Source organism: Streptomyces sp. NPDC048171 (genome assembly GCF_043202655.1).
Taxonomy (GTDB): Bacteria; Actinomycetota; Actinomycetes; order Streptomycetales; family Streptomycetaceae; genus Streptomyces.
Map to the genome: position 1 here is coordinate 152,436 of NZ_JBIDAU010000004.1, position 23,782 is coordinate 176,217.

The following is a 23,782-nucleotide window of genomic DNA, read 5'->3' on the forward strand; positions in this document are numbered from 1 at the left end:
GGTGTAGACCTTAATCCGTTAAACGAACAGGCACAGGGTTGGGGATTCAGGGTGCAGCGGCGTAGGACAGGAACGATCGCGGTGGTGTCCGCACTGGGCGTGACGGCGGTCCTCGGCGGCTGCGGCCTCACCGGCGACTCCGGCGAGGTGACCCTGAAGCTGGTCGCCGCCGACTACGGCGACGGCAAGGACAACAGCTCCCGGAACTACTGGGACGAGCTGGTCAAGTCCTACGAGGCCAAGAACCCCGACGTGCACGTGGAGGTGGACGTCTACTCCTGGAACGACGTCGACCGGAAGGTCCGGGAGATGGTCGACGCCGGTGAGGCGCCCGACATGGCGCAGATCGGCGCCTACTCCGACTACGCGGACAAGGACCTGCTCTACGCGGCCGACGACGTGCTCTCGATCCCGGTCCAGGCCGGCTTCGTCTCCCAGCTCGCGGGCGCCGGCCAGGTCAACGGGGTCCAGTACGGACTGCCCTTCGCGGCCTCCACCCGCGTGCTCTTCTACAACAAGACCCTCTTCGCCGAGGCCGGCGTCACCCCGCCCAAGTCCTGGGACGACCTCGCCGACGCCGCCGAGGCGCTCGACGCGAAGGGCGTGAAATACCCGTACGCCCTGCCGCTGGGCGCCGAGGAGGCGCAGGCGGAGACCATGCAGTGGATGCTCAGCGGCGGGGGCGGCTACACCGACGACCTCGGCACCTACTCCGTCGACTCGCCGCAGAACGTCACCACGTTCACCTGGCTGCGGGACGAACTGGTCGCCAAGGGCCTCACCGGCCCCGTCGCCCCCGGCAAGCTCAACCGCGCCGACGCGTTCGCCGCGTTCGCCAACGGTGACGTCGGCATGCTCAACGGCCACCCCTCGCTGATGAAGATGGCCTCCGACAAGGGCGTGAAGTACGGCATGGTGACGACCCCCGGCGCCGACGGCGAGAGCCAGAACACGCTGGGTGTCTCCGACTGGATGACGGCCTTCAAGAAGAACGGCCACCAGGAGGAGATCGGCGACTTCCTCGACTTCGTCTACAGCGACGAGAACGTCCTCGACTTCTCCCGCCAGTACGACCTGCTGCCGGTGACCACCTCCGCCTCCCAGGCCATGAGCACCGCGGCCGAGGACAAGGACCTCAAGCCGTTCCTGGACGAACTGCTGCTCTCCGAGCTGTACCCGGTCGGCAAGACCTCCTGGGCCTCGGTCAGCGCGGACGTCAAGAAGCGGATCGGCCAGGCGGTCGCCCCCGGCGGCAGCCCCCAGGAGGTGCTCGCACAGATACAAGGGACCGCGATGCGGGTGGGCAGCGCGGAGTAGGACCTTCGCAGCGGGCTCTCCCGGGCCGCGCTGTCGGTGCGGGGCGCTACGGTGCCGTACATGGACCTGGGAGAGCTGGCCGAGCGGGAGCGCGGCATCCTCGCACTGGAGCGCCGCGGCTTCCCCGGCCCCGGCGCGAAGGAACGCGCGATCCGCGAGGAACTGGGCCTGGCCCCGGTCCGCTACTACCAGCTCCTCAACGCCCTCCTTGACGACCCCCGCGCCCTGGCCGCCGACCCGGTCACGGTCAACCGCCTCCGCCGGATACGGGAGTCCCGCCGCGCGGAGCGGTGAGGCGGCGGCGAGGTTGCCGTCCGCGTCGGCGGGATAGGTTCGCGGTATGGGCAGCCACCAGGACTCCACCCGTGCCGACTCCCGTGCCGACTCGCCGGACCACCTGCCGACCCCCTCGACGGCGGCCGGACGCGCGGGGCTCGACGCGCTCCTCGCCGACCCCGGCCGCGCGGTGATCGCGCTGGACTTCGACGGCACGCTGGCCCCGATCGTCGCCGACCCCGACCGGGCGCGGGCCCACCCGGACGCCGTCCCGGCGCTCGCGGCCCTCGCCCCGAAGGTCGCCGGCGTCGCGGTGATCACCGGCCGCCCGGCCGAGGTCGCCGTCCGGCACGGCGGCTTCGCGGACGTTCCCGGCCTCGACCACCTCGTCGTCCTCGGCCACTACGGCGCCGAGCGCTGGGACGCCGCCACCGGCACCCTCACCACGCCCGAACCGCATCCCGGCGTCGCCGCCGTCCGCGCTGAGCTGCCGGCCCTGCTGGAGCGGTCCGGGGCGGGGGAGGGCACCTGGACCGAGGAGAAGGGCCACGCGGTCGCCGTCCACACCCGCCGCGCCCCCGACCCGCAGGCCGCCTTCGACGTCCTGCGCGTCCCCCTCACCGACCTGGCCTCCCGGCACGGCCTGATCGTCGAACCGGGCCGCATGGTCCTCGAACTGCGCCCACCCGGCATGGACAAGGGCGCCGCGCTACGGGCGTACGCCCACGACACGAACGCCGCGTCCGTCCTCTACGCCGGCGACGACCTCGGCGACCTCCCCGCCTTCGCGGCGGTCGACGTACTCCGCACCGAAGGCACCCCGGGCCTCCTGGTGTGCAGCGGCAGCGACGAGGTCCCGGACCTCAGGAAACGGGCCGACGTGGTGGTCGACGGCCCGGAGGGAGTGGTGAACCTGCTGCGAGCCCTGGCATCCGCATAGCTGCGGGCAGTCGTGCCTCCCCCAGTGCCTGAACGGCCTGGGAGGTACCCCCAGGGGCGGCACGGGTGGGCGCAGGCGGCACCCCGCTACGCCGGGCCACGAACACCCACCCCCCCAGCACCAGCGCCGGGCACCACCCATCAAGACCTCAGCGCATCCAACTGCTCAAGAAACCACCGCGCCGGAGGCAGCGCCGTACCCGCCGCCGCCAGCCGCTCCGAGCGCTCGGCACGCTCCGCCGCGGGGACGGACAGCGCGGTGTGCAGGGCCTCGGCCGTCCCGGACACGTCGTACGGGTTCACCACCACCGCGTCCTCGCCCAGCTCCTCGTACGCCCCCGCCTCCCGCGACAACACCAGCACGCACCCCTCGTCGGAGACGACCGGCACCTCCTTCGCGACCAGGTTCATCCCGTCCCGCACGGGGTTGACGAGGGCCACGTCGGCCAGCCGGTACGCCGCCAGCGACCGCGCGAAGTCGTCCTTCACGTGCAGCACGACCGGCGTCCAGTCCGCCGTGCCGAACTCCGCGTTGACCGCGTCCGCGACCCGCTGCACCTCGGCCGTGTAGTCGCGGTACACGGCGAGATCCTGCCGCGAGGGGTAGGCGAACGCGACGTGCACCACCCGCTCGCGCCACTCGGGCCGCGTCGCCAGCAGCTCCCGGTACGCCAGCAGCCCGCGCACGATGTTCTTGGACAGCTCGGTCCGGTCCACCCGCACGATCGTGCGGCGGCCCTCGCCGATCTCCTCCCGCAGGGCCGCCATCCGTTCGTCCACGTCCGCCTCGTGCGACCGCTTCCCCAGGAAGTCCGCGTCCGCCCCGAGCCCGTGCACACCGGTCTCCGTACCGCCGAGCCCGCCCACCAGGGCGTCGCAGCACGCGGTGAACGCGTCGGCCCAGCGCCGGGTGAGGAACCCGAGCCGGTCGGCGCCGAGCATGCCGCGCAGCACCTGCTCGGCGATGTCGTCCGGCAGCAGCCGGAAGTAGTCGACCGGCGCCCACGGCGTGTGCGAGAAGTGACCGATCCGGAGGTCCGGCCGCAGCTCGCGCAGCATGCCCGGCACGAGCGTCAGGTGGTAGTCCTGCACGATCGCGACCGCGCCCTCGGCGGCCTCCTCGGCCAGCGCCTCTGCGAAGGCCCGGTTGTACGCCTCGTAGGAGGCCCACTGCCGCCGGAACTCCGCGTCGAAGACCGGCTCCACGGGCGTCTGGTAGAGCATGTGGTGCACGAACCACAGCACCGAGTTGGCGATCCCGTTGTACGCGTCCGCGTGCACGTCCGCCGGCACGTCCAGCATCCGCACGCCGTCCTCGCCGACCCCGCGCCGCACCGCCTCGCGGTCGCCGTCGCCGAGCGCCGAGCACACCCACAGCGCCCCCGCGTCCGGGCCGATCGACGACAGCCCGGAGACCAGGCCGCCGCCCCCGCGTTTCGCGTGCAGCGACCCGTCCTCACGCACCTCGTACGAGACCGGCCCCCGATTGGAGGCGACCAGCACCTGAGCAGCACCGAAGCTTGAAGCCATACGCCTCAACCTAGCCCGGCCCCGAAATGCTCAAACGTGGTCGCACACCACAGCGGTGCCGATCACGCCACCCGCCGCTCCGCGTACTCCGCGATCTCCCTCATCGGCGGCCGTTCCTCCGTGTCCACGGCGTGGGTGCGGGGCTCGAAGCCCGAGGGGCCGCGTTCGAACTGGGTGAGCGTCGGGCGGACCAGGTGGCCGCGGGCCAGGCGGAGCTGGGCGGTGCGGTAGATCGCGGCGGACATGCGGCCCAGGGCCTGGCCGTCCTGGTGGTGGTGGCGCCGGACGCCGACGTCGACCTGGGCGAGGGCGTCCAGGCCGACCAGGTGCAGGGCGTCCACCAGCATGCCCAGCTCGACGCCGTAGCCGACGGGGAAGGGGAGCCGTTCCAGCAGGGAGCGGCGGGCCGCGTACTCGCCGCCGAGCGGCTGCACGAAGCCGGCCAGCAGCGGCCAGTGCAGGTTGAGAAGCGGGCGGGCCACCAGCTCGGTGACCCGGCCGCCCTGACCGGGAGTGGTGCCGAGGGGACGGTCGTACATCGCCTTGACGAGCTGCACGTCCGGTTCCGTGAGCAGCGGCCCGACGATCCCGGAGACGAAGTCGGCGGAGAACTCGCGCAGGTCGGCGTCGACGAAGCAGACGATGTCGCCGCCGGTGACCAGCAGCGAACGCCACAGCACCTCGCCCTTGCCCGGCACCGCCGGGACCCGCGGCAGGATCGCGTCGCGGTGCACGACGCGCGCGCCCGCCGCCGCGGCCACCGCCGACGTACGGTCGCTCGACCCGGAGTCCACGACCACGATCTCGTCGACGAGCGGAGCCCGGTCCATCAGCTCGCGGCGGATCACCGTGACGATCTCGCCGACCGTCGCCTCCTCGTCGAGGGCCGGGAGCACCACGCTGACCGTCTGCCCGGTGGCCTGTTTGGCGGCCAGCAGCTGCCGGATCGGCCGGTCCCCGGCGGACCAGGAACGCGCGCTCAGCCAGCGCTCGACTTCTTCCAGCACGGTCCCAGGGCTCCTTCGTGATCCGTTGTGATCCATCTCGCGGTACGGACGACTATCTCAACCGTCCTGGCCTTCGGTTACAGTCTTGAACAACGCGCAGGACCACCGCATGCCGGGGTCACCGCGCGTACCGCGAAGGACAACAACTTCATACCGCTCATCCAGAGGGGCAGAGGGAAACGGCCCGATGAAGCCCCGGCAACCCTCCAGTCGGTTCTTGTCACACAGACGTGGCGAGGCTCCCGACTAGGGAAGGTGCCAAATCCGTCTCACGGCGAGATGCGTCGTGAGAAAGATGAGGAGAAAGGGCCTCGCCTCCATGGCTGTGCAGACTGCCGAAACCCCCACGAACTCCACCGACGGCACCGTCGACCTCGGCCCCGCCGCCGCGCTGAGCTGCCGCGAGTGCGGCCACCGCGTCCCCCTCGGCCCGCTCTTCGCCTGCCAGGAGTGTTTCGGCCCGCTGGAGATCGCCTACGACTTCTCGGCCTACGACACCGAGGAGCTGCGCAAGCGGATCGAAGCGGGCCCCGCGAACATCTGGCGCTACGCCCCCCTGCTGCCCGTCCCCGCCGACGTGGCCGACAAGCCGAACATCAACCCGGGCTGGACCAAGCTGGTCAAGGCCGACAACCTGGCCCGCGAGCTGGGCGTCACCGGCGGTCTCTACGTCAAGGACGACTCCGGCAACCCGACGCACTCCTTCAAGGACCGCGTCGTCGCCCAGGCCCTGGAGGCCGCCCGCGCCTTCGGCTTCACCACCCTCTCCTGCTCCTCCACCGGCAACCTGGCCGGCGCCGTCGGCGCAGCCGCCGCCCGGGCCGGCTTCCGCTCCTGCGTGTTCATCCCGCACGACCTGGAGCAGGGCAAGGTCGTCATGGCCGCCGTCTACGGCGGTGAGCTGGTCGGCATCCAGGGCAACTACGACGACGTGAACCGTTTCTGCTCCGAGCTGATCGGCGACCCGGCCGGCGAGGGCTGGGGCTTCGTCAACGTCAATCTGCGGCCGTACTACGCCGAGGGCTCCAAGACCCTCGCGTACGAGATCTGCGAGCAGCTCGGCTGGCGGCTGCCGGACCAGATCGTCGTCCCGATCGCCTCCGGCTCCCAGCTCACGAAGATCGACAAGGGGCTCCAGGAGCTGATCAAGCTCGGTCTGGTCGAGGACAAGCCGTACAAGATCTTCGGCGCCCAGGCCGAGGGCTGCTCGCCGGTCTCCACGGCGTACAAGGCCGGCCACGACGTGGTGCGCCCGCAGAAGCCGGACACCATCGCCAAGTCGCTGGCCATCGGCAACCCCGCCGACGGCCCCTACGTCCTGGACATCGCGCGCCGCACGGGCGGTGCGGTGGAGGACGTCACCGACGAGCAGGTCGTGGACGCGATCAAGCTGCTCGCCCGGACCGAGGGCATCTTCGCGGAGACCGCCGGTGGTGTGACGGTGGGGGTGACGAAGAAGCTGGTCGAGAGCGGGGTCCTCGACCCCTCTCTGACCACCGTCGTCCTCAATACCGGCGACGGTCTGAAGACGTTGGACGCGGTTGCGGGCACCGGGCTGACCGCGACCATTCGTCCCAACCTGGATTCGTTCCGCGAGGCCGGGCTCGCGTAAGACAGCTTGTACGTCGTCTGCGGGCGCGGTGGGGGCTGGTCGCGCAGTTCCCCGCGCCCCTGGGTAAGTCATCCCGACCGGAGGTCAAAGTGAGCGTCACCGTCCGCATCCCCACCATCCTGCGCACCTACACCGGCGGCAAGGCCGAGGTCGACGCCCAGGGGGCCAACCTGGGCGAGGTCATCTCCGACCTGGAGAAGAACCACACCGGCATCGCCGCCCGCGTCCTGGACGACCAGGGCAAGCTGCGCCGCTTCGTCAACGTCTACGTCAACGACGACGACGTCCGCTTCGAGCAGGGCCTGGAGACCGCCACCCCGGACGGCGCGGGCGTCTCCATCATCCCGGCGGTCGCCGGCGGCTGATCCGCCTTTTCGTTACCGCAGGTAATCGTGGTGACGCAGAGTTCATCGAATTGCCCCCTCCGTGAGAGAAGCGGAGGGGGCAATTCCATTGGATTGAGCGCGGTAGAGTTGGGGAACGCGCTCCCGATCAAGACATCGGGAACCTTGAATTCCTGCCGCCCACCCGACAAGAAGTAGCCAAAGTGTGGGTGTGTTTCGCGGCTTTTGTGACTTTTGTGTGCCCCGACTTGACCCACATTCAGGGGAAAGCTCGTCATATTCCGGACCGGGTACGTCCAGATTTCTCGTCCGATTGACCTGTTGCAGACGGCAGTTGGACAGATACATTCAGCCGCGGTCGACGCGTTCCGGCGCACGCCCCCAGTCGTGGGGGGCGAGGTCTGACCCGGGTTCGCGAAGTGCGGATCTGTGCAAGGGCCAGTAATAGGGGAGTTAGGCATGGCTCAGGGCACCGTCAAGTGGTTCAACGCGGAGAAGGGGTACGGCTTCATCGCGGTCGACGGTGGTGCGGATGTTTTCGTCCACTACAGCGCGATTCAGATGGACGGCTACCGCACCCTCGAAGAAGGCCAGCGGGTCGAGTTCGAGATCTCGCAGGGTCAGAAGGGCCCGCAGGCCGACATGGTTCGCCTCAGCGCCTGAGACGTTCGGCCACCGCAAGTAAACGGTTCTTCTCCGAAGGGCCCGCACCTCCCCGGAGGTGCGGGCCCTTCGGCCTGCCCGGGACCCGGGCGCGCTCGGTGTTCGCGGGTGGCGGAGAGGGCGGCCGGATCCCCCGGAGGCGCTTGCACTCGATGGGGTCGAGTGCTAATCATTGGCGTTAGCACTCTGAAGGTGAGAGTGACAACGAAGGACCGGGTCGGTGAGGCCCGCAGGCCGGGTGGGGAAGGAACCACGAGGCAGGCGAGCCGTCCGTCGCGGGCGCGGGCGCGGTCCGAAGGAATCACCCCCAGTCCTGGAGGGACCACTTCACATGGCCAAGATCATCGCGTTCGACGAGGAGGCACGGCGCGGCCTCGAGCGCGGCATGAACCAGCTCGCGGACGCCGTCAAGGTGACGCTCGGCCCCAAGGGTCGCAACGTCGTCCTCGAGAAGAAGTGGGGCGCCCCCACGATCACCAACGATGGTGTCTCCATCGCCAAGGAGATCGAGCTCGAGGACCCGTACGAGAAGATCGGCGCCGAGCTGGTCAAGGAAGTCGCCAAGAAGACGGACGACGTCGCCGGTGACGGTACGACCACCGCGACCGTTCTCGCCCAGGCCCTGGTCAAGGAAGGCCTGCGCAACGTCGCGGCCGGCGCCAACCCGATGGCCCTGAAGCGCGGCATCGAGAAGGCCGTCGAGGCCGTCTCCGCCGCCCTGCTCGAGCAGGCGAAGGACGTCGAGACCAAGGAGCAGATCGCCTCCACGGCCTCCATCTCCGCCGCCGACACCCAGATCGGCGAGCTCATCGCCGAGGCCATGGACAAGGTCGGCAAGGAAGGCGTCATCACCGTCGAGGAGTCCCAGACCTTCGGTCTGGAGCTGGAGCTCACCGAGGGTATGCGCTTCGACAAGGGCTACATCTCGGCGTACTTCGCCACCGACATGGAGCGTATGGAGGCGTCGCTCGACGACCCGTACATCCTGATCGCCAACTCCAAGATCGGCAACGTCAAGGACCTGCTGCCGCTCCTGGAGAAGGTCATGCAGTCGGGCAAGCCGCTGCTGATCATCGCCGAGGACGTCGAGGGCGAGGCCCTGTCGACCCTGGTGGTCAACAAGATCCGCGGCACCTTCAAGTCCGTCGCCGTCAAGGCCCCGGGCTTCGGCGACCGCCGCAAGGCCATGCTCGGCGACATCGCCATCCTCACGGGCGGCGAGGTCATCTCCGAGGAGGTCGGCCTCAAGCTGGAGAACGCGTCCCTGGACCTCCTGGGCCGCGCCCGCAAGGTCGTCATCACCAAGGACGAGACCACCATCGTCGACGGCGCCGGCTCGACCGACCAGGTCAACGGCCGCGTCAACCAGATCCGCGCCGAGATCGAGAACAGCGACTCGGACTACGACCGCGAGAAGCTCCAGGAGCGCCTGGCGAAGCTGGCCGGCGGCGTGGCCGTCATCAAGGCCGGTGCCGCCACCGAGGTCGAGCTCAAGGAGCGCAAGCACCGCATCGAGGACGCCGTTCGCAACGCGAAGGCGGCCGTCGAGGAGGGCATCGTCGCCGGTGGTGGCGTGGCCCTGCTCCAGGCCTCCCAGGTCTTCGAGAAGCTGGAGCTGACGGGTGACGAGGCGACCGGCGCCAACGCCGTGAAGCTCGCCCTGGAGGCCCCGCTGAAGCAGATCGCCGTCAACGGTGGTCTCGAGGGCGGCGTCGTCGTCGAGAAGGTGCGCAACCTCCAGGTCGGACACGGCCTGAACGCCGCCTCCGGCGAGTACGTCGACATGATCGCCGAGGGCATCATCGACCCGGCGAAGGTGACCCGTTCCGCGCTGCAGAACGCCGCCTCCATCGCCGCGCTGTTCCTCACCACCGAGGCCGTCATCGCCGACAAGCCGGAGAAGGCCGCCGCGGCCGGTGCTCCGGGCGGCATGCCGGGCGGTGACATGGACTTCTGATCGACCGGTTCCGGTTGATCGAGCGTCCCGCACGAACCGAGGGCGGCACTCCCCGAACGGGGGGTGCCGCCCTCGGCGTTGTCCGGGGTGTGGGCCGGATCACCTCCCGGCGGATGCGGTGGGCGGAATGAGGGCTGGTGGATGTGGGGTTCACGTTGGGAGAGTGTCCATGCACACGCACATACCACCCGGTACCCCCCCCGCCAAGGAGCCCCCACGTGACCGTCACCCCCGTCGAGGCCGCCTCCCGCGCCGCCCAGCTCCTCGCCCGCCCGGCCGCCATCAACGGACTCACCGTGCCGAACCGCATCGCGATGGCGCCGATGACCCGGATGTTCTCCCCGGGCGGTGTCCCCGGTGAGGACGTGGTGTCGTACTACTCCCGCCGGGCCGCCGCCGGAGTCGGCCTGATCGTCACCGAGGGGACGTACGTCGGCCACGACTCCGCCGGGCAGAGCAGCCGGGTGCCGCGGTTCCACGGCGAGGAGCAGCTCGCCGGGTGGGCGAAGGCCGCCGAGGCGGTGCACGCGGCGGGCGGCACGATCATGCCCCAGCTGTGGCACATCGGCATGGTGCGCAAGGCGGGCCAGCCGCCCTTCGCGGACGCCCCCGCCGTCGGCCCGTCCGGGCTGCGCATCGGCGAGGACGAGGTCACCGGCACGGCCATGACCCGGCGCGACCTGGACGACGTCATCGGCGCCTTCGCCCAGGCCGCCGCGGACGCCGAGCGCATCGGCTTCGACGGCGTGGAGATCCACGGCGCCCACGGCTACCTCGTCGACCAGTTCCTGTGGTCCGGCACCAACCGCCGCACCGACGCCTACGGCGGCGACCCCGTGGCCCGGACGAAGTTCGCCGCCGAGATCGTGGCCGCCGTGCGGGAGAAGGTCTCGCCGGAGTTCCCCGTGATCTTCCGCTACTCGCAGTGGAAGCAGGAGGCCTACGACGCCCGCCTCGCCGAGACCCCCGAGGAGCTGGAGGCGATCCTCGCCCCGCTCGCCTCGGCCGGTGTCGACGCCTTCCACGCCTCCACCCGCCGCTACTGGCTGCCCGAGTTCGACGGCTCCGACCTCAACCTCGCCGGCTGGACCAAGAAGCTGACCGGCAGGACCACCATCACCGTCGGCTCGGTCGGCCTCGACGGCGACTTCACCAAGGCGTTCCTGGGCGAGGGCGCGCCCGTCGGCAGCCTCGACAACCTCCTCGACCGCCTGGAGCGCGAGGAGTTCGACCTCGTCGCCGTCGGCCGCGCGCTGCTCCAGGACCCGCTGTGGGCCGAGAAGGTCCTCGCCGGACGCTTCGACAGCCTCGCCCCCTACGACGCGGCGTCGCTGAAGACCCTCAGCTGACCCTCCCCGCCCGCGGTGCGCACCACGGCGTAGGGTCCGTGGAATGACGATCCCTGGACCCGTGGAGTCAGCGGAACCCGTGGTGCGCACGACCGCCGGTGCGGTGCGCGGGCGCGCGGAGGACGGGCTGACCGTCTTCCGCGGCATCCCCTTCGCCGAACCCCCGGTGGGCGAGGGCCGGTTCGCCGCCCCGCGCCCCGCCCGCCCCTGGGACGGCACACGCGACGCGTACGCCTTCGGCCCGCCGCCCCCGCAGGAACTCGGCATCGCGAGCCCGGCCGCTTCGCTTCCCCAGGGCGACGACTGGCTGACGGTCAACGTCTGGACGCCGGAGCCCGATCCGGCCGCCCGCCGCCCGGTGATGGTCTGGATCCACGGCGGCGCCTACAAACTCGGCCACTCCGGAAGCCCCGGCTACGACGCCCGCCGCATCGCCGCCGACGGCGACCTCGTCGTCGTCACCCTCAACTACCGCCTCGGCATGGAGGGTTTCGCCCACATCGAGGGCGCCCCCGCCAACCGGGGTCTGCTCGACCAGGTGGCCGCGCTGGAGTGGGTGCGGGACAACATCACCGCGTTCGGCGGCGATCCGGGCCGGGTCACCGTCTTCGGGGAGTCCGCGGGCGCCGGATCCGTGGCCGCGCTGCTCGCCATGCCGAGCGCCGCCGGACTCTTCGGGCGGGCCATCGCCCAGAGCGTGACGGGCACCTTCTTCTCGCCGGAGCTCGCCCGGGACCTCGGCGCCGCCCTCGGCGCCGAGGCCGGTCTGCGGCCCACCGTCGCCGACCTGGGCACCGTCCCTCCCGAGCAGCTCGTCAAGGCCGGTCAGGCCCTCGCCCCGAAGATGCCCGGCCGCGTCGACCGCTGGGGACGGGCCGCGCCCACCGTCACCCCGTACGCCCCGGTCGTCGACGGGGAGGTCCTGCCGGTCATGCCCTGGCGGGCACTGGCCTCCGGCGCCTCCCGCGACGTCGACCTGATCGTCGGTCACAACCGCGACGAGAACCGCCTGTTCTCCATGATGGCGGGCAAGCTCGGCATGATCGGCGAGGAACGGGCGCGCGCCGCCCTGCGCCTGTACGCGCCGGGCGGCGAGGCGGCCTACCGCGCGGCGTTCCCCGACGCCTCCGCGAACGACCTCTACGAACGCGTCCAGACGGACTGGCTGTTCGGCATGCCCTCCCTCCACCTGGCCGAGGCGCATCTCGCGGGCGGGGGCCGCGCCCACGTCTACGAGCTGACCTGGCCCGCCCCGGCAGCCGACGGCGCCCTCGGCGCCTGCCACGCCCTGGACGTCCCGCTGCTCTTCGGCACCTTCGGGGCCGACCTGGGGATCCTCTTCTTCGACGGCGCGGAACCGTCGCCGGAGGCGCTGGCCCTGTCGGACCGTTTCCGCTCCTCCTGGACGGCGTTCGCCCGCACCGGCGACCCCGGCTGGCCTGCGTACGACACGGAGCGGCGCCTGGTCCAGGTCCTCGACGCCGAGCCGGTCGTCGCGCCCTACCCGGGGGAGACCTCCCGACGCCTCTGGGAGGGCCACGAGTTCACGCCGCTGCCCCTCGTGGGACGGGGCGTGTGAGCGCCGGACGCGCACTGCGCCCGCTCCTGCTGCTCGCGCCCCTGGCGCTGCTCGTCGCGGGCTGCGGGGTGGCCGAGCCCTCCGAGGAGAGGGCGACGGACGAGGCCCGCGAGGTGGCCAGGACGGTGGGCGAACGGCTCTACGGCCAGCGTCCGCGCACGGCCGACGAGGCGGGGCGCGAGGCCGCCGGTATGGAGGGGGTGGAGGTGATGCGGGTCGACGGCACCTCGTCCCAGGACGGGGACGGCCTCGAACTGGTCGTCCGCACGTCCGGCACGGCGTTCAACTCGACCTTCGACATCGAGGAGGTCACCGTACGGCGGTGCTTCGCGGTCCGCGTGGCACCCTGGTCCGAGTGGCGCGAGAAGCCCCGTGACGTGGACTGCCCGGACAGCCTTCCCCTGGTCTTCGGCCCGCCTCCCGAGCCGCCCCGGCTGCCCGAACGGGAACTGCGCGCGAAGCTGCCCCGGGTGCCGGAGGGCGGCCGCGCGGACGAGGCGGAGGTACGCCGTGTGATCGCCGCGCTGGACATGGACCCGGAGATCCGCAGCGAGGTGAAGGCGGAGGACGGACGGGTCGGCGTACTCCTGCTGGTGCCGGGCGACGGTTTCGGCCCGCAGGACTGCCTCCTCGCCCGCGTGGGCCCCGGCGAGAGGGAGGTGTGGGTGCCGCCCCGGATCCAGCGGATGCGCGGGGAGGCCGGCTGCACGGTGTCCAACGCCCTGCACCCGGCTCCGCCGCCGCACTGAACGCCCGACGCCGGGTCAGGACGCCTTGAGGGCGCCTATGAAGGCGGTCCAGGCGGCGGTTCGGAAGCGGAGGGTTGGTCCGTCGGGGGTCTTGGGCGGCTTCGTCCAGAACCACCCACAACATCGGCTCTGTTGGATCGTCCAGCAGGCGCGTCCGCTCCATTCGGGCCGACCCCAGCGACTCGATCACCTCGTCCGGCGCGGTGGGCTGGTACGCGCGGCAGACGGCTCGCGTGTAAGCGGACGTCTGCAGCAGGCCCGGGACGAGCAAGGGGGCGTACTCCCTGATCTCCGTGGCCGTCGCCTCCGCCTCCGCCGCCTGCCCGCACGGGTCGGTGACGGTGGCGGCGACGGACGAGGTGATGCGGGCCCGGCTGCGACGCACGAACCACGAGAGCGCGCGGGGCTGGATATTGCCTCGCCCAAGTGGCCGGCCGCTGGCAGGCTGCGCGGGTGGATCACGCAGAGGCGTTGCTCATCGGTGGACGAGCCGGTGTCGGCAAGACGACGGTGGGGTGGGAGGTCTCGGCGCTGCTGCGCTCCGCGGCCGTCGCTCACGCGATCATCGACGGCGACTTCATGGGGGAGGTGCATCCCGCCCCGGAGGGAGACCCGCACCGCGCGGAGATCACCGAGACCAACCTGACCGCCGTGTGGGCCAACTTCGCCCGGCGCGGATACCGGCGCCTCCTCTACACGAACACCCTGAGCGTGCTGCCGGAGGCGGCGGGCATGTTCGAACGTGCCCTGGGGAGTGGAGTACGCGTCACACGAGTCCTGCTCACCGCCTCCGACGCCACCGCCCGCGAACGGCTGGTGGGCCGCGAACGCGGCTCGGAACTGGAGCACGAGTTGGAAGGAAGTATCCGCAAGGCACGGCTCCTGGACCAGCGGGCTCCCGATGACACCGTGCGCGTGGCGACGGACGGGCGGCTTGTCGTCGACATCGCCCGGGAGGTGGTGGCCGCCACCGGTTGGGCGGCCGTCAGCTCCCCGTGAGTGGCGGCCAGCCCCGCAGGGCGATGTCCGCCACCTGCCGCAGGTCGTCCTGGGCGGCGCCGCCGGCCGCCTGGACGGCGATGCCGTTGGCGACGGTCATCAGGTAGCGGGCGAGGAGGGCCGGGTCGGTGCCGGGGGGCAGGTCGCCCTCGTCGACGGCGCGGTGGAACCGGTCCCGGAGCCGGTCGACGCCCCCGTTGCGCCAGTCGGCGAGCAGGTCGCGGGCGGCCCGGGCGGACTCGCCGGCGGCGAGGGAACCCTGGACGCCGAGGCAGCCGCTCGGGCGGCCCGGGCTGGTGGTGGTGCGCACCGAGCCGTTCAGGAAGGCGGTGGCGACCTCGCGGGCGGTCGGCTCGTCCAGGGCGCGTGCCAGGTAGGAGGCGGGGCCCTCCTCGTAGCGCTCCAGGGCCTTGCGGAACAGGGTCTCCTTGTTGCCGAAGGCCGCGTACATGCTGGTGCGCGTGATGCCCATGGCGTCGGTGAGGTCGGTGAGGCTGGCGCCCTCGTAGCCGTGCTCCCAGAAGACCCGCATCGCGCGCTCCAGCGCCTCGTCGGCGTCGAAGCCCCGCGGCCGGCCGACCGGCGCCTTCTTCCGGCCCCTCTCCGTGGCATCCATGGCATCGAGCATACCTCTTCTGTACCGATCGGTTTTGAAGTGCTACGGTCGCTGTTCAGTACCGATCGGTACTTAAATTGACGGAGGTCATTCCCATGGGGCAGTTCGACGGCAAGACCGCGGTGATCACCGGCGGCAGCAGCGGGATCGGTCTGGCCACCGCCGTGCGGCTGGCGGCGGACGGGGCGCACGTGTTCATTACCGGGCGGCGGAAGGCCGAGCTGGACGCCGCCGTGGAGACGATCGGCGCGGAGCGGGCGACCGCGGTGGTGGGGGACATCGCCGACCAGGCCGACCTGGACCGGCTCTACGAAGCGGTGCGCGCCCGTGGCCGGGGGCTCGACGTGCTCTTCGCGAACGCGGGGTCCGGCGCCTTCGCGACCCTGGAGGAGACCACCGAGGAGCACTACGACCAGATCTTCGGGGTCAATGTGCGCGGCACCGTCTTCACCGTGCAGAAGGCGCTGCCGCTGCTCAACGACGGCGCGTCCGTCGTCGTCAACACCTCGGTCCGCGCCGACGACGGGGTCGAGGCGTTCGGCACCTACGCGGCGACCAAGGCGGCGGTCCGTTCGTACGTCCGGACCTGGGCGAACGAGCTGAAGGGGCGGGGCGTGCGGGTCAACGCCGTCTCCCCGGGCACCATCGCGACCCCCGCGGCCGATGCCGTGGCCGCCGGCACCCCGGACCCGGAGGCGACCAAGGCGCGGTTCGCCGCGGGGGTCCCCCTCGGCCGGGTGGGGCGCCCCGAGGAGGTCGCCGAGGTGGTCGCCTTCCTCGCCTCCGCGCGCAGCAGCTTCGTACTCGGCGTCAACTGGCACGTGGACGGCGGCGAGAACCAGCTCTGAGCCGGCGGGTCAGTCCCGGTCCGGCACCACGATCCGTTCGACCGCCGCCGTCACCAGCCGGTCGCGCTCCTCCTCGGTGAACACGTCCGGGAGGGTGAGCTGTTCGACGATCAGCCAGTTCAGGGCGAGGTAGAGCAGCTTGACGGCCATGGCGTCGCCGGGAAGGCCGGAGCACTCGTGGTACGCGACGTTGGCGGCGACGTCCTCGCGGATGCGCTCGGTCAGGACCGCGCGCAGGCCGGGGCGCCGGGTGGCTTCGAGGCGCAGTTCGAGCAGCGCGAGGTAGCCGGAGCGGAAGGAGGAGATGCGGTCGACGAGTTCGCGCATCAGCCGGACGTAGGTGTCACGGTCGTTCCCGGCCGCGCGCTGGCGGGCGATCGTCTCCTCGTCCGGGTGGAGACGCTCGTAGACGCGGGCGCCGGTCTGGGTGAGCAGGTCGTCCCGGTTGGCGAAGTAGTTGGACGCGGTGCCGGCCGGGACGGCGGCCTCGCTGTCCACCGCCCGGAAGGTCAGGCCCCGAGCGCCCTGCGCGGCCAGTACCTCGATGGCGGCGTCGACGAGGGCGGCGCGCCGCAGGTCGTTCCGTCTGACCACCTCAGAGGCCGCCCATCGGTTCGATGTCGACCCGCACCGGCGTGCCCCACACCCGCAGCACCTCGTAGTCCGTGAACTCGTGGACGAGCCGGTACGCCATGGCCGCGCGCGGGGCGCGCAGTTGGGCCGCGATGTACAGCTCGGCCTCGCGGCGGTCGCGGCGCGGGGTGCCGCACAGCTGCCACGCCTGCCCGTTCCACAGCTCGGGCAGCCAGCGCTGCTGGGGCTGCGGACGGTCGCCCCGCACCCCGTAGCGGGACTGGACCGGCTCGGTGGGCCGGGCCGGGAGGGGGCCGCCGTTGTACTCGGCGCGGCGGGCGCTGCGGCGGCGGGTCTCGCACAGCAGGCAGCGGTCGGGGGCGGCCTCGTCGACGGGTCCCGTCGGATGCTCCGGGCAGCGGGTGCTGGGGGCCGCCGTCGCGACGCTCTCCTCCAGCAGGTCCAGCGCGCGCTTCACGTCCGCGCGGACCTCGTGCAGCTTGGCGTCCGGGGTGTCACCGGTCAGGGCCTCGCCGTGCTCACCGAGGAGGCGCAGGGCGCGGCCCAGGGCGGTCAGCTGGGCGTGGTTCATGTCCTTCAGAATCGCACACGCCGCCGACGGTCCCGGACCGCAGGCCCCGGCGTCGGTCAGCCGTTCGCCGCCGTCAGCGCTGCCCGCAGGTGGCCGTCGGAGTCCGCCAGGAGGCGGGCCGCGGTCGGGCCGTCCACGTCGGCGAGGAGGACCAGGATCGCGTGCTTGACCTCGCCGTCGGTGGCGGTCAGCGCGCGCTCGATGTCGGCGTCGGCGGCGCCGGTGGCGAGCGCGACGATCCGGCGTGAGCGGGCGCGCAGCTTCTCGTTGGACGCGCGCACGTCCACCATCAGGTTCCCGTACGTCTTGCCGAGCCGGACCATGGTGATCGTCGACAGCATGTTGAGGACGAGCTTCTGCGCCGTGCCGGCCTTCAGGCGGGTCGACCCGGTGATCAGCTCGGGTCCGGTGACGACCTCGATGCCGTGCTCGGCGGCGGCGGCCAGGGCGCTGCCCTCGTTGCAGGCCAGCCCCACGGTCAGGGCGCCCACCGCGCGGGCGTGCTCGACGGCGCCGACGGCGTACGGGGTGCGGCCGGAGGCGGAGACGCCGACCACCGCGTCGTCGGCGGTGAGCCCGAGGGCCTCCAGGTCGGCACGGGCCAGCTCGGGCGAGTCCTCGGCGCCCTCGACGGAGGTGACCATGGCGTCCGGGCCGCCCGCGATCAGGCCGACGACCTGTCCCGGGGCGGTGTTGAAGGTGGGCGGGCACTCCGAGGCGTCCAGCACCCCGAGCCGTCCGGCGGTCCCGGCGCCCGCGTAGATCAGCCGCCCGCCGCGCGCCATCCGGGCGGCCACGGCGTCGATCGCACCGGCGATCTCCGGCAGCCGCGCGGCCACGGCGGCGGCGACGGTGGCGTCCTCGCCGTTCATCGTCCGCGCGATGTCGAGCGTGGGCAGCCGATCGATCTCGGCCAGCTCGGGCCGGAACGCCTCGGTGGCGAGGGTCTCCAACTGAGAACGGAGATCGGGGTGATGGGGGGTTGCAGTCATCAGGAAACGGCTCTTTCCAACGTCGGTCTCTGTATTGCCCCAGGGGCGCGGGGAACTGCGCGACCAGCCACAACGACGCGCGGCCGCGAACGGCGATTGCCCCTACGGTCTCCCGCGGAGCGCCCCGTGCCGATGGGCCAGCGCTTCATAGGACGCCGCCAAAGCCGGCGCCGCCGAGTCGTACGTCCGCTGCGCCACCCCCACGAACAGACAGTCCACCACCAGCAGCTGACTCGTCCGGGAGGACATCGCCGCCGGCCGCAGCTCGCTCTCCCGCGACGTCGACGTGGTCAGCACGTGGTCGGCGTACTGCGTGACGGGGCTGTCGGGACGGCCGGTGATGGCGACGGTCGTCGCGCCGCGTTCGAAGGCGGCCCGCAGCGGTTCGATGACGTCCCCGGTCGACCCGGAGTGGGTGATCGCGAGGGCGACGTCCCCGGTGCGCAGCTGCACCGCGTTGGTCACGGCGAGGTGCGGGTCGTTGTGGGCGTGGGCTATCAGCCCTATGCGCAGGAGTTTCTGGGTGAGATCCTGGGCGACCAGGCCGGAGGCGCCGATGCCGTACACGTCGGTGCGGCGGGCGGCCGCCAGCGCGGCGACGGCCGCGCCGAGCTGGCCGGTGTCCAGCCCGGCGGCGGTGTCGGCGAGGGTCTGCTGTTCGTCGTAGGCCAGCTTGGCGACGACGTCGGCGATCGGGTCGTCCACCGCGATGTCCGTCGTGATGGCGGGCGCGCGGCCGGACTGCTGCTGGGCGGCGAGCCCGGCCAGCGCGAGGCGCAGGTCGCGGTAGCCGGGGTAGCCGAGCAGCCGGGCGGTGCGGACGACGGTGGCCTCGCTGGTGCCGGTCAGCTCGGCGAGACCGGTGACCGTGAGGGCGGCGCAGCCGGCCGGGTCGCCGGCGACGGCCTCGGCGACCCGCTGCATGGAGCGGGTCATCGACGGCGCCAGGGTGCGCACCTTGGCCGCGAGGGCGGCGGGCGCGGGCGGCGCGGTCCCGCCGCCGGTGGCGCGGCGGCCCCCGGAGGCGTTCGCGAAAGTTTCCTTCACTTCATCGGTCACTCATGAAAGATATTTTCGTTTCGGTCCGCGGGTCAAGAGTGCGCACAATGGGTGCATGGACCCCATCAGCCCCCTGGAGCAGGTGCTGCACGCCGCGCGCGCCCTCGTACTCGCCGATCTCGTGGCGGGCGAGGTCGCCGAGCCGGACGTCGTGTCGCTGGTCGAGGAGTCCGTCGTGCAGCGGCGCTGGTGGGTCGAGCAGTGGCCCGAGGGCGCGGAGTTCGTGGCCGGGCTGGTCGCGCAGGACGTGCAGGACGCCCTGCTGGAGCGGTACGGCCGCTGGCCGCTCTGCCCGGTCTGCGGCTCCGGCGACCCGCACGCACTGGACGTCGAGCCGGAACTGGGTCCCGACCCGCACTGGGTGTGCGGCAAGGCGGGCGTGAAGGTCGCCGCGGTCGGTTCGCTGGGCGGCGCCACCGGCGGCTCGGCGCAGTGAGGACGTACCGGTGACCGTCTACATCGACCCGCCGACCTGGCCGGGCCACGGCCGCATGTGGTCGCACCTGGTCAGCGACGTCTCCTACGCCGAACTGCACGAGTTCGCCGCGACGCTGGGCGTGCCGCGCCGCGCCTTCGAACGCGACCACTACGACGTCCCCGCCCAGCGGTACGCCGACGCGGTGTCCGCCGGGGCGCTGGAGGTCAGCAGCCGCGAGGTGGTGCGACTGCTGCACGGGGCGGGGCTGCGGCGCCGCAAGGGCTCGGGGACCGGCTCCGGCGCCGGGGCTCAGCCGCGCAGCTCGTAGGCGAGTTGCCCCTCGTCGCCCTCGTCGCCTGCGACCCGGGTGAAGCCGGCGCGGGTGATCACTGCCTGGGAGGCGACGTTGGCGGGCTCGGTCGTCGCGAACACCGCCGTCACCTCGTCCCGCGCCAGCGCCCAAGCGGACAGCGCGCGCAGCGCCTCGGTGGCGTAGCCGTGGCCGCGGGCCGCCTCGACGAGGTCGTAGCCGACCTCCACCCGCCCGTCCTCGTCCGGCGGCCCGTGGAACCCCATACCGCCCACCGCGCACCCGTCCTCCGTGCGCACCAGCACGAAGACACCCCACTCCGGCCGGTGCGCGCCCGCCTCGTACGCCTTGAGCAGCATTCCGGCGGCGTCCCGGGTGCCCTGGAAGGGTCCGGTGCCGGCCCACTCGAACCCGCCGTCGCCGCCCGCGGCGAGGTCGGTGGCGGCGGCCGGGGTGACGCCCTGGAGGGTGAGCCGTTCGGCCGGGATCACCAGGTTGTTGCGCCAGCGCCACTCGGTGACCGGGGCACGTCCGGGCAGGTCGCCGCGGCCGGTGGCCCACAGCAGGGTGCGCCAGGGGTCGGTGCCGGGCTGGACGTGCGGGAAGAGCCGGGCGAGGACGTCCGCGCACAGCCGGGCCGGCGGCTCGTAGGCCAGTCCGAGCCCTTCGGCGATGTCGTGGGTGTGCAGGAACACCTCGGCGATCCCCATCGAGGCGAAGCCCTCGCGGTTCGCGCTGCGGTACGGGTACGGGTGGAAGGCGCGGACCTCGCGCGGGGTGGTGCGCAGGGTCGCGGCGAGCAGCGCGCAGGTCGTCTCGATCACATGGAGCACGCCCTCGTTGTCGGTGCCCTCGTCGTAGGTGATCTCGAAGGGGACGTACGCGTCGGTGGCGCGTCCGGCCAACTGCCCCGCGTAGGCGATGAGATCGCCCGCGACGTGCTCCGCCGTGTACCGGCAGCTCCACTCCAGCCGGCCCGCCCGCGCCGTCTCCCAGTCCCGGTCGACCGCCGTCCGCAGCAGCGCGACGGCGCTCGCGACGGCTTCCTCCACCTGTTCCCCACCCATGGTCCGCATGCCGGGCAGGCTAAGCGTCCGGGGCGTCCCCGAGCGACAGCATTTCCAGCTCGCCGGTGATGTTGTGGCGGGCGGTCGTCTCCCACTCCCGGCGGCCGTGCGGGGTGTGGAACAGCCGGGGCAGGCCGAGCAGCTGCCGCAGGACCGCGGCTCGGCCCTCGCGGAAGGCGTCGTTCGGCACGAAGTGGTACTCCTCGCGCACGGCGACCGTGTAGGCCGCGTACACCGACGGCGGCGAGGCGAGCACCGCCAGGTCCGCGTCGCACAGCACCTGTCCGTCGCGGTCGTCGCCGGCGGGGGCGTGCGTGACGGTGAGGCGGACCAGCCGGGCCACTTCGGCGGTGCGCTCCGCCGGGACCCCGGCCTCGGCCAGGGCGCGCTCGGCGAGCCGGGCCGAGCGCTCCTCGTTCTCGGAGCGCTCGGGGAGGTAGACCGCGTCGTGGAACCAGGCCGCGAGCCGGACGGCGGCCAAGTCGTCGGCGTGCTCGGCCAGTACGTCGACGTGGTCCAGTACGGCGGTCAGGTGCGCGAGCGTGTGGTACCGCCGGTGCGGCTCCTGCCAGCGGGCGAGCAGACGGTCGGCGTACGGCGCCGGGTCGGGGGCGGAACCGGGGGCGGCGGCTTCCTCCAGGGCACGGGCGAAGCGGGAGCGCAGGGCGTCGAGGTCGGCCATGTGCCCATTCTTCCAGCGGTAGCTCTGGTGATAACCTCTAACTCAATCTTGACGATGAAGCGGCGTTGAAGTGACGTTGAAGCGACGTCGCAGCGGAGAGGCGGCGGACCATGCCCGAGGCGCGCACCGGGACCCCGCGCGAGCGCTACCGCACCCAGGTGCGCGCGGAGATCAAGGAACACGCGTGGGAGCAGATCGCCACGGCGGGCGCCTCCGCGCTCTCGCTGAACGCGATCGCCAAGCGGATGGGCATGAGCGGGCCCGCGCTCTACCGGTACTTCGCCGGGCGCGACGAGCTGATCACCGAACTGGTCCGGGACGCCTACCGCAGCCTCGCCGACGACTTCAAGGCGGCCGCCGGCTCCGGCGCCGACCTCGCCGGACTGGCGCACACCCTGCGCACCTGGGCCCTCGCCGACCCCCAGCGCTACTTCCTCGTCTTCGGCACCCCCGTCCCCGGCTACCACGCCCCCGACGACATCACCGGGATCGCCGCCGAGACCATGGCGGTCATCCTCGACGCCTGCGCCGCACTGCCGTCGGACGGCCCCGCCACCGACTTCGACACGCACGTCGACGGCCACCGGCAGTGGGCGGGCGGCCATCCGGCCCCCGCCGCGGCCCTGCACCGCGCCCTCGCCTTCTGGACCCGCGTGCACGGCGCCCTCTCGCTCGAACTCGCCGGACACTTCACCGGCATGGGCTTCGACCCCGCCCTGCTCTTCGCCGCCGAGGTCGACGACCTGTCGGGACGCTGACCGCGAGCCCCGCCCGGCCCTAACGTGGGGCCCATGACGACTCCTGCCGACGTGAACGACGTACGCGACCCCGAGCTGCCCGGGCGGCTGCTGACCATCGAGCGGGACGCACTGGTGCCCCTGCTGCGGGCGCGCGCGGACGCGGACTTCGCACTGCCCGTGGCCGCGTGTCCGCGCTGGACCGTGCGCGACGTGCTGGCGCACTGCTCCAGCGCGCTCGTCCGGGTGGTGGAAGGCCGCTTCGAGGACGGCGTCTTCTCCCCCGAGTCCAACGACCGCGACATCGCCGAACGCGCGGACTGGAGCAACGCCCGTGTCGTGGACGAGCTGGAGCGCGGCATGACCGAGGCCGGTCCGGTGATCGGCGGCGCGGGCGGCAAGCTGGACGGGATCGCGCTGGGGGAGTGGGTGCACGCGGGTGACGTGCGCACGGCCCTGGGCGAGCCGGGCGCGTACGCCGGGCCCGGCCTGCCCGCCGCCCTCGCGCTGCTCGCCACCCTCACCCGCGACCGCGGCCACGTGCCGCTCCACGCCGACCTCGACGACGTGGACGAGCCCCTGAAGCTCGGCGCGGTGAGCGGTGAGCGGCCCCCGGGCCGGTTCATCGGCGACGCCGCCACCCTCGTACGGCTGTACGCGGGCCGGCTGCCGGGCGACGCGGCCGGATACGAGCTGGCCGGGGTGGAAGCGGCGGAGCTGAATCTCTTCGGTGACTGAGGGGGCGCCCCGGCCTGCCGTCTGGGCGTAGTCTTGGATTGGACTAGACCTGTAGCAGGCCGACGAATGGGGTCCCATGAGCAAGCGTGCAGTCCTGGAGGTGATCGCCCTCGACGTCGAGGACGCGGTCGCCGCCCAGGCCGGAGGCGCGGATCGCCTCGAACTGGTCACCGACATGGCGGCCGACGGACTCACCCCGTCGGCCGAGACCGTCGCCGCGATCCGTGCCGCCGTCGACATCGACCTGCGGGTGATGCTGCGCCTCGCGGACGGATTCGCCGCCGGGGACGTCGAACGGCTGACGCGGCTCGCCGGGCGGATGCGGGAGGCCGGGGCGACGGAGTTCGTGCTCGGGTTCCTCGACCCGGACGGGGACGTGGACCTCCACGCGGTGGAGCGGATCGCGGGCGTGCTGCACGGGTGCCGGTGGACCTTCCACCGGGCGATCGACCGCGCCGCGAACCGCGACGCCCTGCGCAAGCAGCTCGGGGACTTCTCGGGCCTTGACACCTACCTCACGGCCGGCGCGGCCGGCGGCGTGGACGAGGGCATGACCGTCCTGCTCGCCGAGGCGCGGCGGCGGGGCGAGCCGGGCTACGAGCAGCAGCTCCTCGTCGGCGGCGGCCTGCGCCTCGAGCACGTTCCGGGGCTCCTTGCGGCGGGGATCGACGCGTTCCACATCGGCGGCGCGGCGCGGCCCTCCGGGTGGGCGGGGCCGGTGTCGGCGGACGCGGTTCGGGAGTGGCGCCGGGTGTTGGGAGACTAATCCCCCCCCAGCTGCGGGCAGTCGTGCCGCTGGGGCGGCACGGGTGGGCGCAGCGGCCCCGGC

The 23,782-nt window shown here is 72.4% G+C and carries 27 protein-coding genes, 1 pseudogene and 1 riboswitch; of the genes and pseudogenes, 17 read left to right on the forward strand and 11 right to left on the reverse strand.

The genetic code is table 11. The annotated features are described in order from the left end of the window. The first annotated feature begins 51 nt into the window (after positions 1–51). The 3 genes from ACGF3J_RS12480 to otsB are packed head-to-tail and all read left to right on the forward strand — an operon-like array spanning position 52 to position 2,533. Positions 52–1,317: an extracellular solute-binding protein gene (locus ACGF3J_RS12480; RefSeq protein ID WP_346345920.1), complete on the forward strand. Its 1,266-nt coding sequence runs from the start codon at positions 52–54 to the stop codon at positions 1,315–1,317. 60 nt (positions 1,318–1,377) lie between these two features. After that, positions 1,378–1,611 carry a DUF3263 domain-containing protein gene (locus ACGF3J_RS12485; RefSeq protein ID WP_122619598.1) on the forward strand — a complete coding sequence of 78 codons (234 nt, stop codon included), beginning with the start codon at positions 1,378–1,380 and terminating at the stop codon, positions 1,609–1,611. Between the two features lie 46 nt (positions 1,612–1,657). Further along, positions 1,658–2,533, forward strand: coding sequence for a trehalose-phosphatase (gene otsB / locus ACGF3J_RS12490; protein WP_161325889.1), 876 nt, complete (start codon positions 1,658–1,660; stop codon positions 2,531–2,533). 140 nt (positions 2,534–2,673) lie between these two features. On the opposite strand, the gene ACGF3J_RS12495 is transcribed toward otsB, so the two are convergent. Then, positions 2,674–4,062 (reverse strand): trehalose-6-phosphate synthase, encoded by a 1,389-nt coding sequence (locus ACGF3J_RS12495; protein ID WP_393854105.1) that lies wholly within the window; start codon positions 4,060–4,062, stop codon positions 2,674–2,676. Between the two features lie 62 nt (positions 4,063–4,124). After that, positions 4,125–5,069 (reverse strand): glucosyl-3-phosphoglycerate synthase, encoded by a 945-nt coding sequence (locus tag ACGF3J_RS12500; RefSeq protein WP_161325891.1) that lies wholly within the window; start codon positions 5,067–5,069, stop codon positions 4,125–4,127. A 154-nt stretch (positions 5,070–5,223) separates the two neighbouring features. Then, positions 5,224–5,371, forward strand: a riboswitch (SAM riboswitch). A 17-nt stretch (positions 5,372–5,388) separates the two neighbouring features. Here ACGF3J_RS12500 and thrC point away from each other — a divergent pair. The 7 genes from thrC to ACGF3J_RS12535 all read left to right on the forward strand — a co-directional run bounded on the left by thrC (position 5,389) and on the right by ACGF3J_RS12535 (position 13,322). Further along, positions 5,389–6,681, forward strand: a complete 1,293-nt coding sequence (gene thrC / locus ACGF3J_RS12505; protein ID WP_161325893.1) for a threonine synthase — start codon at positions 5,389–5,391, stop codon at positions 6,679–6,681. 89 nt (positions 6,682–6,770) lie between these two features. Then, positions 6,771–7,046, forward strand: coding sequence for a MoaD/ThiS family protein (locus ACGF3J_RS12510; protein ID WP_064728532.1), 276 nt, complete (start codon positions 6,771–6,773; stop codon positions 7,044–7,046). A gap of 438 nt (positions 7,047–7,484) precedes the next feature. After that, positions 7,485–7,688 (forward strand): cold-shock protein, encoded by a 204-nt coding sequence (locus tag ACGF3J_RS12515; protein WP_004929928.1) that lies wholly within the window; start codon positions 7,485–7,487, stop codon positions 7,686–7,688. A gap of 331 nt (positions 7,689–8,019) precedes the next feature. Then, positions 8,020–9,645 carry a chaperonin GroEL gene (gene groL, locus ACGF3J_RS12520; protein WP_064728531.1) on the forward strand — a complete coding sequence of 542 codons (1,626 nt, stop codon included), beginning with the start codon at positions 8,020–8,022 and terminating at the stop codon, positions 9,643–9,645. A gap of 218 nt (positions 9,646–9,863) precedes the next feature. Then, a complete protein-coding gene (locus tag ACGF3J_RS12525; RefSeq protein WP_161328839.1) occupies positions 9,864–10,994 on the forward strand; it encodes an NADH:flavin oxidoreductase in 1,131 nt (376 codons plus the stop codon). Between the two features lie 43 nt (positions 10,995–11,037). Continuing rightward, on the forward strand, positions 11,038–12,573 hold the full coding sequence (locus ACGF3J_RS12530) for a carboxylesterase/lipase family protein (protein WP_161328840.1): 1,536 nt from the start codon (positions 11,038–11,040) through the stop codon (positions 12,571–12,573). After that, positions 12,570–13,322 carry a translation initiation factor IF-2 gene (locus ACGF3J_RS12535; protein ID WP_346346110.1) on the forward strand — a complete coding sequence of 251 codons (753 nt, stop codon included), beginning with the start codon at positions 12,570–12,572 and terminating at the stop codon, positions 13,320–13,322. Before ACGF3J_RS12530 ends, ACGF3J_RS12535 begins: the two co-directional genes overlap by 4 nt. A 15-nt stretch (positions 13,323–13,337) precedes the next feature. Here ACGF3J_RS12535 and ACGF3J_RS12540 read toward each other — a convergent pair whose 3' ends face one another. Next, complete coding sequence (locus ACGF3J_RS12540) at positions 13,338–13,460, reverse strand: DUF397 domain-containing protein (protein WP_161328857.1); 123 nt, start codon at positions 13,458–13,460, stop codon at positions 13,338–13,340. Continuing rightward, positions 13,417–13,647, reverse strand: a pseudogene (locus ACGF3J_RS12545) (Scr1 family TA system antitoxin-like transcriptional regulator); the annotation flags it as partial. The gene ACGF3J_RS12540 and the pseudogene ACGF3J_RS12545, both read right to left, overlap by 44 nt. 128 nt (positions 13,648–13,775) lie before the next feature. Here ACGF3J_RS12545 and ACGF3J_RS12550 point away from each other — a divergent pair. Next, entirely contained in the window at positions 13,776–14,321 is a 546-nt protein-coding gene (locus ACGF3J_RS12550; RefSeq protein ID WP_161328841.1) for a hypothetical protein, read from the forward strand. Here the strand turns inward: ACGF3J_RS12550 and ACGF3J_RS12555 are convergent. Next, positions 14,308–14,937 (reverse strand): TetR/AcrR family transcriptional regulator, encoded by a 630-nt coding sequence (locus tag ACGF3J_RS12555; RefSeq protein ID WP_161328842.1) that lies wholly within the window; start codon positions 14,935–14,937, stop codon positions 14,308–14,310. The genes ACGF3J_RS12550 and ACGF3J_RS12555 overlap by 14 nt on opposite strands. Positions 14,938–15,032: 95 nt before the next feature. On the opposite strand from ACGF3J_RS12555, the gene ACGF3J_RS12560 reads away from it, so the two are divergent. Next, positions 15,033–15,785: an SDR family NAD(P)-dependent oxidoreductase gene (locus ACGF3J_RS12560; protein WP_161328843.1), complete on the forward strand. Its 753-nt coding sequence runs from the start codon at positions 15,033–15,035 to the stop codon at positions 15,783–15,785. A gap of 9 nt (positions 15,786–15,794) precedes the next feature. Here ACGF3J_RS12560 and ACGF3J_RS12565 read toward each other — a convergent pair whose 3' ends face one another. The 4 genes from ACGF3J_RS12565 to ACGF3J_RS12580 form a co-directional block, all read right to left on the reverse strand. Further along, positions 15,795–16,379: a TetR/AcrR family transcriptional regulator gene (locus ACGF3J_RS12565; protein WP_161328844.1), complete on the reverse strand. Its 585-nt coding sequence runs from the start codon at positions 16,377–16,379 to the stop codon at positions 15,795–15,797. Between the two features lies 1 nt (position 16,380). Then, positions 16,381–16,950, reverse strand: a complete 570-nt coding sequence (locus ACGF3J_RS12570; protein WP_125494151.1) for a hypothetical protein — start codon at positions 16,948–16,950, stop codon at positions 16,381–16,383. A 56-nt stretch (positions 16,951–17,006) separates the two neighbouring features. Beyond that, positions 17,007–17,942, reverse strand: a complete 936-nt coding sequence (gene murQ, locus ACGF3J_RS12575; protein ID WP_161328845.1) for an N-acetylmuramic acid 6-phosphate etherase — start codon at positions 17,940–17,942, stop codon at positions 17,007–17,009. A 102-nt stretch (positions 17,943–18,044) separates the two neighbouring features. After that, positions 18,045–19,001 carry a MurR/RpiR family transcriptional regulator gene (locus ACGF3J_RS12580; protein ID WP_393854106.1) on the reverse strand — a complete coding sequence of 319 codons (957 nt, stop codon included), beginning with the start codon at positions 18,999–19,001 and terminating at the stop codon, positions 18,045–18,047. A gap of 55 nt (positions 19,002–19,056) precedes the next feature. On the opposite strand from ACGF3J_RS12580, the gene ACGF3J_RS12585 reads away from it, so the two are divergent. Beyond that, positions 19,057–19,437: a hypothetical protein gene (locus tag ACGF3J_RS12585; protein ID WP_161328847.1), complete on the forward strand. Its 381-nt coding sequence runs from the start codon at positions 19,057–19,059 to the stop codon at positions 19,435–19,437. A 10-nt stretch (positions 19,438–19,447) separates the two neighbouring features. Then, positions 19,448–19,747 (forward strand): DUF4031 domain-containing protein, encoded by a 300-nt coding sequence (locus tag ACGF3J_RS12590; protein WP_161328848.1) that lies wholly within the window; start codon positions 19,448–19,450, stop codon positions 19,745–19,747. Here the strand turns inward: ACGF3J_RS12590 and ACGF3J_RS12595 are convergent. Beyond that, positions 19,729–20,805: a GNAT family N-acetyltransferase gene (locus ACGF3J_RS12595; RefSeq protein ID WP_202558105.1), complete on the reverse strand. Its 1,077-nt coding sequence runs from the start codon at positions 20,803–20,805 to the stop codon at positions 19,729–19,731. The two genes, ACGF3J_RS12590 and ACGF3J_RS12595, sit on opposite strands and share 19 nt — an antisense overlap. 10 nt (positions 20,806–20,815) lie before the next feature. After that, complete coding sequence (locus tag ACGF3J_RS12600) at positions 20,816–21,478, reverse strand: hypothetical protein (RefSeq protein ID WP_161328849.1); 663 nt, start codon at positions 21,476–21,478, stop codon at positions 20,816–20,818. 110 nt (positions 21,479–21,588) lie between these two features. Between ACGF3J_RS12600 and ACGF3J_RS12605 the strand changes: the two genes are divergently transcribed. From ACGF3J_RS12605 to ACGF3J_RS12615, 3 genes are all read left to right on the forward strand, one after another. Then, positions 21,589–22,236: a TetR/AcrR family transcriptional regulator gene (locus ACGF3J_RS12605; RefSeq protein ID WP_161328850.1), complete on the forward strand. Its 648-nt coding sequence runs from the start codon at positions 21,589–21,591 to the stop codon at positions 22,234–22,236. A gap of 33 nt (positions 22,237–22,269) precedes the next feature. Beyond that, entirely contained in the window at positions 22,270–22,953 is a 684-nt protein-coding gene (locus ACGF3J_RS12610; RefSeq protein WP_161328851.1) for a maleylpyruvate isomerase family mycothiol-dependent enzyme, read from the forward strand. 76 nt (positions 22,954–23,029) lie between these two features. After that, positions 23,030–23,719: a copper homeostasis protein CutC gene (locus ACGF3J_RS12615; protein WP_161328852.1), complete on the forward strand. Its 690-nt coding sequence runs from the start codon at positions 23,030–23,032 to the stop codon at positions 23,717–23,719. Positions 23,720–23,782 lie beyond the last annotated feature (63 nt).

Excerpts from the sequence above, each read along its gene's own strand:
- ACGF3J_RS12485 (WP_122619598.1), top strand. The coding sequence starts at position 1,378 with ATGGACCTGGGAGAGCTGGCCGAGCGGGAGCGCGGCATCCTCGCACTG.
- otsB (WP_161325889.1), top strand. The coding sequence starts at position 1,658 with ATGGGCAGCCACCAGGACTCCACCCGTGCCGACTCCCGTGCCGACTCG.
- ACGF3J_RS12495 (WP_393854105.1), bottom strand. The coding sequence starts at position 4,062 with ATGGCTTCAAGCTTCGGTGCTGCTCAGGTGCTGGTCGCCTCCAATCGG.
- thrC (WP_161325893.1), top strand. The coding sequence starts at position 5,389 with ATGGCTGTGCAGACTGCCGAAACCCCCACGAACTCCACCGACGGCACC.
- ACGF3J_RS12515 (WP_004929928.1), top strand. The coding sequence starts at position 7,485 with ATGGCTCAGGGCACCGTCAAGTGGTTCAACGCGGAGAAGGGGTACGGC.
- groL (WP_064728531.1), top strand. The coding sequence starts at position 8,020 with ATGGCCAAGATCATCGCGTTCGACGAGGAGGCACGGCGCGGCCTCGAG.
- ACGF3J_RS12530 (WP_161328840.1), top strand. The coding sequence starts at position 11,038 with ATGACGATCCCTGGACCCGTGGAGTCAGCGGAACCCGTGGTGCGCACG.
- ACGF3J_RS12555 (WP_161328842.1), bottom strand. The coding sequence starts at position 14,937 with ATGGATGCCACGGAGAGGGGCCGGAAGAAGGCGCCGGTCGGCCGGCCG.
- ACGF3J_RS12560 (WP_161328843.1), top strand. The coding sequence starts at position 15,033 with ATGGGGCAGTTCGACGGCAAGACCGCGGTGATCACCGGCGGCAGCAGC.
- ACGF3J_RS12570 (WP_125494151.1), bottom strand. The coding sequence starts at position 16,950 with ATGAACCACGCCCAGCTGACCGCCCTGGGCCGCGCCCTGCGCCTCCTC.
- murQ (WP_161328845.1), bottom strand. The coding sequence starts at position 17,942 with ATGACTGCAACCCCCCATCACCCCGATCTCCGTTCTCAGTTGGAGACC.
- ACGF3J_RS12585 (WP_161328847.1), top strand. The coding sequence starts at position 19,057 with ATGGACCCCATCAGCCCCCTGGAGCAGGTGCTGCACGCCGCGCGCGCC.
- ACGF3J_RS12595 (WP_202558105.1), bottom strand. The coding sequence starts at position 20,805 with ATGCGGACCATGGGTGGGGAACAGGTGGAGGAAGCCGTCGCGAGCGCC.
- ACGF3J_RS12600 (WP_161328849.1), bottom strand. The coding sequence starts at position 21,478 with ATGGCCGACCTCGACGCCCTGCGCTCCCGCTTCGCCCGTGCCCTGGAG.
- ACGF3J_RS12605 (WP_161328850.1), top strand. The coding sequence starts at position 21,589 with ATGCCCGAGGCGCGCACCGGGACCCCGCGCGAGCGCTACCGCACCCAG.
- ACGF3J_RS12610 (WP_161328851.1), top strand. The coding sequence starts at position 22,270 with ATGACGACTCCTGCCGACGTGAACGACGTACGCGACCCCGAGCTGCCC.
- ACGF3J_RS12615 (WP_161328852.1), top strand. The coding sequence starts at position 23,030 with ATGAGCAAGCGTGCAGTCCTGGAGGTGATCGCCCTCGACGTCGAGGAC.